1 protein-coding gene is annotated in these 238 nt (G+C 64.3%); it reads left to right on the top strand.

The features are described 5' to 3' along the window. Nucleotides 1–28: 28 nt before the first annotated feature. The coding region (locus SB658_RS27330) for a hypothetical protein (RefSeq protein ID WP_410603691.1) at nt 29–238 on the top strand (210 nt) is incomplete at its 3' end.

Here is a 238-nt window from a genome sequence, read left to right as displayed (position 1 = left end):
GGAGCTGCCCTCATGGATGCGCACCGGCTTGCAGGACGCGACGAGTGAGCCGGAACGAGACACACTGCTCGAAGCAGACACAGTAAGCGACGTGCTCTACCTGTGCCTTCAGCTCGACGGGGCCTGCGCGGACGACGTGCTTGATCGTGCTCGTGATGCTGTCGCGACTCAGGTCGCGTCGCTGACGACAGCAGCTCCTGACGACGATGAGCGGGCTGCTCGAGCGATCGAAAGCGCG

Source organism: Bacillus sp. SIMBA_008 (assembly GCF_046535495.1).
Classification (GTDB): Bacteria; Bacillota; Bacilli; order Bacillales; family Bacillaceae; genus Bacillus; species Bacillus subtilis.
The sequence above is the reverse complement of the archived record's forward strand: the minus strand, read 5'-3'. Positions and strand labels throughout refer to the sequence as shown.